The organism is Lutibacter sp., from assembly GCF_021647475.1.
Taxonomy (GTDB): domain Bacteria; phylum Bacteroidota; class Bacteroidia; order Flavobacteriales; family Flavobacteriaceae; genus Lutibacter.
Window position 1 is genome coordinate 1 of record NZ_JAKIUR010000087.1, and the last position, 7,629, is coordinate 7,629.

Consider the following 7,629-nt stretch of genomic DNA (forward strand, 5'->3'; position numbering starts at 1 on the left):
TCTGCATATATTGATTTAAAAAATAGTTCGGTTTTTGGGTCTGTTTTTAATACAGGTTTAATTCGTTTTAAAACTATGAAATCTGCTAACAAATAATTATTTCCTGCAATATCAATATTGTTAATTTCTCTAATTGAATGGTCACGCATATAATATTTCATATTATACTTTCCGCTTTCATTTTTAACGATTTCTAATTTAATTTGATTAGGTTGCCAATATGGGCTTCCAGATTTTAGTATAAAACCAACATAATCTCTTTTTGAGTTATTCTTGTCCTTTATTATTCCTATGGTATAAGGCTGTGAAATCCAAACTCCTTCAAAGCTATTCTTATTTTTTAAACTCTCGATATACTTATTAAATTCCTTCTCTTTAATCTCAAATTTTGGACTGTCTTTGTAGATTTCTATTATTTCTTTTTTTGATAACTCTTTTTGGTTATTTGAAGTATTCGTGTTTTCGTTTAAAACTATTTGTAAATGATTTTTTCTAAAAAATTCTGTCCAATCATTTAATAATTTTAAACATTCTGTTTTATTGTTAATTTTTGATGCTTTTTCTTTGAAAACCTTATTGTGAATTAAATAAGCATTTTCTCCTTTTTTGTCAATTACATATTGAAATCCAGCATCATTTTTTTCAAAGATTTCTATTAACCATTTTAGATTTGAAGAGCAATCACAATTTTGTGCATAACTTATTGATGAAGTGAAAAATATCAATAGTAATAAATATAGTTTTTTCATAATATTTTTATTTTACATAAAGACGTTTATTCCTCTCTTTTGTTACAGTTTTGTTTTTTCTTTAATATTTGTTGCTAATGGACTTTTATAAAATTACTGCAACTTTGAATATAAGATTTCTCTAATTAACTTTAATGATATCCCACTAAAATAAGTTGATTTTTATTGGTTTACTTTTCATCAATTAATTCCTCATCCATTCCCATATGCATTTTTCCATCTTTATCTGTATGAGATTTCATAAAAAGATATTGACTTAAAAAAATGAGAATGATTCCTATTAAAGCAACTACAAGAACAAAAGGATCACTCAAATATTTTAAATAAATAAAAGCAAACAAAACAACAATGTCCATTATAATTGCAATTATTGGAATAATTGGATTAAAACTTATATTCACATCTTTTTTTAAATATCTTATAAGTCCCCAATGAATAGCAATATCCATTATTAAGTAGAAAATAGCTCCAATGGAAGCAATTCTGGTAAGGTCAAACAGTATGGTTAAAAGTATGGCAAGAGAAACGGTAAAAAAAAGAGCCGGATTTTTAAGTTTTCTCACTTTATTTATATTAGGTACTTGCTTCATATCACCCAGCATACCTAACATTCTGGAAGCTGAATATACACTTGCTATTACTCCTGAAACCGTTGCAATAATTGCAAGAAAAATAGTTAATATAGAACCCCATTCACCAAATATCGGCTCTGCAGCAGCAGCTAAAGCATAATCTTTTGCTGCAATAATTTTAGGAATACTTAATCCTCCAGAAACTGATAGTGCTAAAGTAACATATATTAGGGTACATATTAAAATTGAAATAATAATAGATTTACCAATATTTTTATGTGGGTTTATAATATCTCCTCCTTGATTTGTAATTGTTGTAAAACCTTTATAAGCAAGAATTGATAATGCCAATGCTGCCACAAATCCTAATCCCTTTGGTAGGTCTGCATTTACTCCAGAAACATAAGTACCTGTAATTGTGGGTAAACCCGATATTACAAGACCCGCAATTGCTAAAAGCGAAATTCCAACAACTTTTATTATTGCCGTAAAAGTAGCTGTTACCTCTATTACTTTATTACCTGATATATTGACTATATAAGCTATAGCAATAAGTATTACACCAAGAATTGAGGCATAACCAGCGTATTCTTTAGGAAATAGTCTAAGCGTATAAGCACCAAAAGTACCTGCTACTAAACTTTCAGAAACTACCATAGACACGTACATTAACAATGAAAAAGTTCCTGTTGCAGTACTAGGCCCGTATGATTTTGTAAAGAATTTTACTACTCCCCCTGATGATGGATAGGCATTGGAAAATTTAACGTAGGAATATGAGCTAAAACCTACTACAACTGCACCGGCTATAAATGCTATTGGAAACAAGTCGCCTACCAATTCAGCAATCTGACCCATTAGCACAAAAATACCTGCACCAATCATCACACCTGTACCTAATGAAATAGATCCAATTAATGATAATTTTTGTTTTTCTTGTTTTTGCATTTTCATTTTTCTATTTATTTCTAAAATATTTTGAAATAATAAATACGATTACCACAAATGCTGATATCATTTCAAATACAGTAATTAGTTTTGCGACAGGACTTAAAGGAATAATATCTCCATACCCAACAGTTGTAAAAGTAACAATACTGAAATATAAAAAGTTTAAAAAACGAGATATTAATGGTTGATTATTTTGAATTCCTGAAAATGCATCTGTATAAATTTCTGAAGCACATAAGTAATCTATTGCAAATGAAATAACTATAATAGCAATTATAGCACCAAGTAAAAGTAACATGTGATTGAATGAATGGTTACTTTCAATAAGTGTATCTAATTTTTTAAATGTATGTGAAACTAAAAGATAAATTTTTGTTATTGAAAATAATACTAATGCACCTGCCCATAAATTTGGATACTCCAAATGACCCCAAATATTCATTATTAAAAAGAATAGCAAAAACAATACAAGCAGAAATATAAATTCTTTAGTAAGACTCAGTACAAGCTTAATTTTAGGAAGAATTTTATTTGTAATGAGCATATCTCTTTTATTTTTAGGTCAATGTAATAAAATTTATAATTAACCGATTACTTTTTTATAATTAAAATCGAATAGATAAACCTGCTCCACCTCCATAACGATTGTCATAGCTTGCCATTAAAGAAAAATTTCTTGAAAACATATATTCCGCTCCGGCACTCCAAACAGTTTCAGATAGATAATTTTTATTAGTAGGTAGATTGTTTACAATACCAAAATCTATTTGGTATTCATAATAACCAAATACCGAAAGTTTTGGGAAAATTAAAATGCTTTTACCTAGAGATACTCTTGTTCTTAAATCACTATCTATACGAGTATCTAAACTAAAAAGGTAGGGTGTTAAAAAACGAATACCTGCTACGGCTGTTGTTTTAAAATTGTTTAAACTATCAGGAATTTCATTTTCTATATTTACGCCTCCAAAAACACGTAAATAATCATGTAAATAATATTCATAAGTAAATTCTGCTTCCATATTTTTGTTCCAACCATATTCAACTGATGCATTAAATTGGTTTCTGATATTAGAAGTTGTTAAATTTATTGCTGTCATACTTGAAGTGGCATCTAGTAATCCCCATGTATAATATCTATCGGTTTCGGCTAATAATGTTTTTACAGGATAGCCTTTCATACGTGGATCACGTGGAGTATCATAACTAATAACACGAGCCATTCCACCCATTAAATGATATAAAATATGACAGTGAAAAAACCAATCACCATATTCATTTCCATAAAATTCAATAGTTACTGACTGCATTGGCGGTACATTTACCGTGTGTTTTAAAGGTGAATAGTCTCCATTTTTATTAATTACCCTAAAAAAATGTCCGTGCAAATGCATTGGATGATGCATCATGGTTAAATTATTGAGTGTAATACGAGTTACTTGATTGCCTTTTATTTTTATTTTATCGGCTTCTGAAAGTGGAACTCCATTCATACTCCAAATATATCGTTGCATATTTCCTGTAAGGTTTAACAAAATTTCTTTTACAGGAATATCTTTATTAAAATTGGTTTTTTTTGGCGATTTTAAATAATCATAATTGTATTGAGTAGCTATTTGCTTTCCTGAATCTACTTTATTATCATCATTCTTCATCTTATCATTTTTACTTTTTGAAGAATTCATTTTATTAGAATTATTCATATCCATTCCTTTCATTTTGCCTTTCATTTGCATATCATATTCTTTTTTCATTTTAAAGCGTTCATCTTTTTTTGGACGAAATTTTAAGCCATGTGCTCCCATTTTCATGTCCATTTTTGCCATGTTCATCATCATCCCAATTTTATCTGGTTTCATAACATTTGGTGCTTTCAATACTTTCCCTTTTCCTAAGAATACAGAGGCAGTTCCTGAACCATCTTGTGCAGTAATTTTAAATTCTATTTTACCATCTTCTGGAATTGTAACAATAAAATCGTATGCTTCTGCTATAGCAATAAAAGTTTTGTTCTTTTTTATGGGAACAACATCTAATCCATCAGCAGAAACTAATAATGGATTTCCACCGCCAAAAGTCATCCAAAAAGAAGTGGAAGCTCCACCGTCAATTATACGTAAACGTACTTTTTCTCCAGCTTTAAATTCAGGATATTCAATAGATTGTTCTCCATTAATTAAAAATGCTGGATAATAAATATCTGCAATATCAACACCTTCCATACGTTGTTTCCAAAAATTGAGTTGTGCTCCTAAAGCACCTCTTTTAATTACTTGGTTTAATGGTGTTGAAGTACCTTTTCTATTGGTGTACCACTCTGTTCCTCGTTTTAAATTTCGCAATACATTCATTGGCTTTTCGTTAGTCCAATCAGAAAGCATTAATACCAATTCTTTATCATATTTTAAAGTTTCTTTTTTAGGATGAATAACAATTGCCCCAAAAACACCAACTTGTTCTTGTAACAGTGTATGTCCATGATACCAATAAGTTCCAGATTGTTTAATAGGGAATTCATATTTTAGGGTATGACCTGGTTCTATTGGTGGTGTTGTTAAATATGGAACGCCATCATAAAAATTAGGCAATAAAAGACCATGCCAATGAATAGAAGTTTCTACGTTCATTTCGTTTTTTACATAAATTATAGCATATTCGCCTTCAGTAAATTCTAGTACTGGCCCGGGGATGGTTCCGTTTATAGTCATTCCCACAACTTTTGTTCCGGCTTTATTTACTTTTTCTTGTTTTAATATAAGTGTATATTCTTTTACAGGAAGATTGTTTACATTTCCTTCTACCGATTTTTCTGTTTGTGCATAAGAATTTATCCCTATAAATAGAAATAGTATGCTTAACATATAAATTAATTTTTTCATGATTTTATTTTTTAATTGTTGTGTTTTTACGTTTATATATTTAGTTATAATTGTATTGCAAGATTCATAAAAACATTCACAATTTTATATATAATTTTGATTAAATTGTATATAATTTTATAAGTTGCCGGTACTTTGTTGTTTTTTAAGATTTAAATTATTTGGCTAAATTCTCTTAACTATTTGTAACGGCTATAAAAATCAATATTACTATTGTCCAAAATTTAGTTATAATCTATATATTTTTCTTACTATTGTTATTTCTGTGCCATTTTTCTTAATCAGTTATAACGGTTTTTGTTTAAGCCCTAATTTAGTGAATTTTTTTAGCATTATATTTTAATAAAAATAAAAGCTCCTTTTTAAGGAGCTTTTAAATACTATTTTACAGTTTTTAGTACCTTAACAACAAATTATCATTGCTACATACTAGCTTACTTGTTTAACTTAGAAATTTAGAAAACTAATAATATTCAGCTGATCTCGACTTGAACTTTCAAAAAATTGATTCATATAGCCTAATTCAAAAAAACTCATACTAAAAAATAGTATTATTTATTAAATCTAGAAAAAATAACAATTTTCTTTTTTGTATTTATAAAATACACTCCTGTTAATAAAATTAAAGCTGCAAAAATAGATTGTGTTGTAATTTGTTCGTTTAAAAAATACCAACCTAAACTCAATGCAATTATAGGATTTACATAGGTTGATGTTGCCACTTTTTCAGGTGAAACTACTTTTAACAGATAATTAAATGACGTAAATGCAATAATACTTCCAAAAATGATGAGTAAAACTAAAGAATATTGAACTTCTAAACTCCAAGTTGTTGGCATAGACCAGGTTTCATTAAACAAATAACTACTAATTAATAGCATAATTCCACCTAATAACATTTGATAACCTGTATTTACAAAATAGTTTGATGGTAAGTTTGCCTTGGCGACAAACAAACTCCCATATCCCCAACTTATCATACAGGCAAAAATCATTAACATACCCAAAATGGTGTCTTCTTGACTAATTAATTGCTTTTGAGAGACCAACAAGTATATTCCAATAACTCCAAAAACAACACCAACTATAGATGTTGGTTGAATTTTTTTTCCTTCAAAAATTCTCATTAATAGTAGTACAACTAACGGCTGTGCTGATATTTCTAATGCTGCGAATCCACTATCTACATATTTCAAGGCCCAAACCACTACTCCATTTGCAAATGTTAAAAATAAAAATCCAGCAATTGCAGTGTTTCCAAGTTGTTTGCTAGAAATACCTATTTTAATTCCAGAAACTAAAGCTATAATTAATATTAACACCCCTGCACTTAAAAATCGAACAGCTGCCAACATAAACGGAGGAAGTTCCATAACTGCAATTTTATTAAGCATATAGGTAGATCCCCAAATGACATAAATTGCAAAAAAAGCAAAAACAATTAATAAGTTATTTTTTGATTTACTCATTTAGTCAATATAATTTATAAACATCAATATTATAAAAATAGATTGACTTTTTGGGTTATTTTATTCATCTAATTAATCTATTTTTATTTTTTGTAATTTCACAATATTCTAATTTCTATTTTATTGCATGTATTTATTAGAATGTGCACTCCTTAACTTATAATATTGATAAAATAATTATGCAAACAAAGCAAATTCACCCAACAAAAACTCAATCCTAAATATTTTCTTAAAATGAATTCTAATCCTAAGTATCAAAAAATTACCACTGACCGTTCTGTAGCATTAGAATGTGGTGATTTAATTGCCTGTAAAACTGTACAATAATGGAAAATATTAAAACACACTACCGCACTTGTAATCTTTGTGAATCTATGTGCGGATTAGAAATTACGTATAAAAATAAATCTGTTATTTCTATAAAAGGTGATAAAAATGATGTTTTAAGTCAAGGTCATATTTGTCCGAAAGCTATTGCTTTAACCGATTTATATACCGATAAAGACCGACTTAAAACACCTATTAAAAGAATTCAAAATGGTTGGATAGCTATTTCTTGGAAAGATGCTTTTGATGAAATTGAAGATAAATTAAAACGAATTCAAAAACAATATGGGAAAAATGCTATTGGCTCTTACCGTGGCAACCCTACTGTACACAATATTGGATTGATGTTATTTGGCGGCCCTTTTCTTCAAAGTTTAGGTTCTAACCAAAACTATACAGCAACTTCCATTGATCAGTTGCCACATCATTTTGCATCATTGCATATGTTTGGCCATTATTTAATGCTTCCTATTCCTGATATTGACCGTACTAATTTTATGCTAATTATTGGTGGAAACCCTGCCGTTTCTAACGGAAGTATTATGACTGCTCCAGATTTTGCAAACCGACTAAAAGCCATAAAAAAACGAGGTGGAAAAGTGATAGTTGTTGACCCAAGATATACTGAAACTTCAAAAATTGCCAATACACACTATTATATAAAACCTGGCACAGATGCTTT

The 7,629-nt window shown here is 28.8% G+C and carries 5 protein-coding genes and 1 pseudogene; 1 reads left to right on the plus strand and 5 read right to left on the minus strand.

The genetic code is table 11. The annotated features are described in order from the left end of the window. The 5 genes and pseudogenes from L3J60_RS13090 to L3J60_RS13110 all read right to left on the minus strand — a co-directional run. A pseudogene (locus tag L3J60_RS13090) lies at positions 1–749 on the minus strand (hypothetical protein); the annotation flags it as partial. Positions 750–919: 170 nt separating this feature from the next. After that, on the minus strand, positions 920–2,269 hold the full coding sequence (locus L3J60_RS13095; protein ID WP_291976012.1) for an APC family permease: 1,350 nt from the start codon (positions 2,267–2,269) through the stop codon (positions 920–922). A 10-nt stretch (positions 2,270–2,279) separates the two neighbouring features. After that, positions 2,280–2,714, minus strand: coding sequence for an ion channel (locus L3J60_RS13100; protein WP_291976013.1), 435 nt, complete (start codon positions 2,712–2,714; stop codon positions 2,280–2,282). Between the two features lie 163 nt (positions 2,715–2,877). Beyond that, positions 2,878–5,151, minus strand: a complete 2,274-nt coding sequence (locus L3J60_RS13105; protein ID WP_291976014.1) for a multicopper oxidase domain-containing protein — start codon at positions 5,149–5,151, stop codon at positions 2,878–2,880. 551 nt (positions 5,152–5,702) lie between these two features. Further along, positions 5,703–6,620: an EamA family transporter gene (locus L3J60_RS13110; RefSeq protein WP_291976015.1), complete on the minus strand. Its 918-nt coding sequence runs from the start codon at positions 6,618–6,620 to the stop codon at positions 5,703–5,705. Between the two features lie 326 nt (positions 6,621–6,946). On the opposite strand from L3J60_RS13110, the gene L3J60_RS13115 reads away from it, so the two are divergent. Next, a partial coding sequence (locus tag L3J60_RS13115; RefSeq protein WP_291976016.1) for a molybdopterin-dependent oxidoreductase occupies positions 6,947–7,629 on the plus strand: 683 nt, incomplete at its 3' end.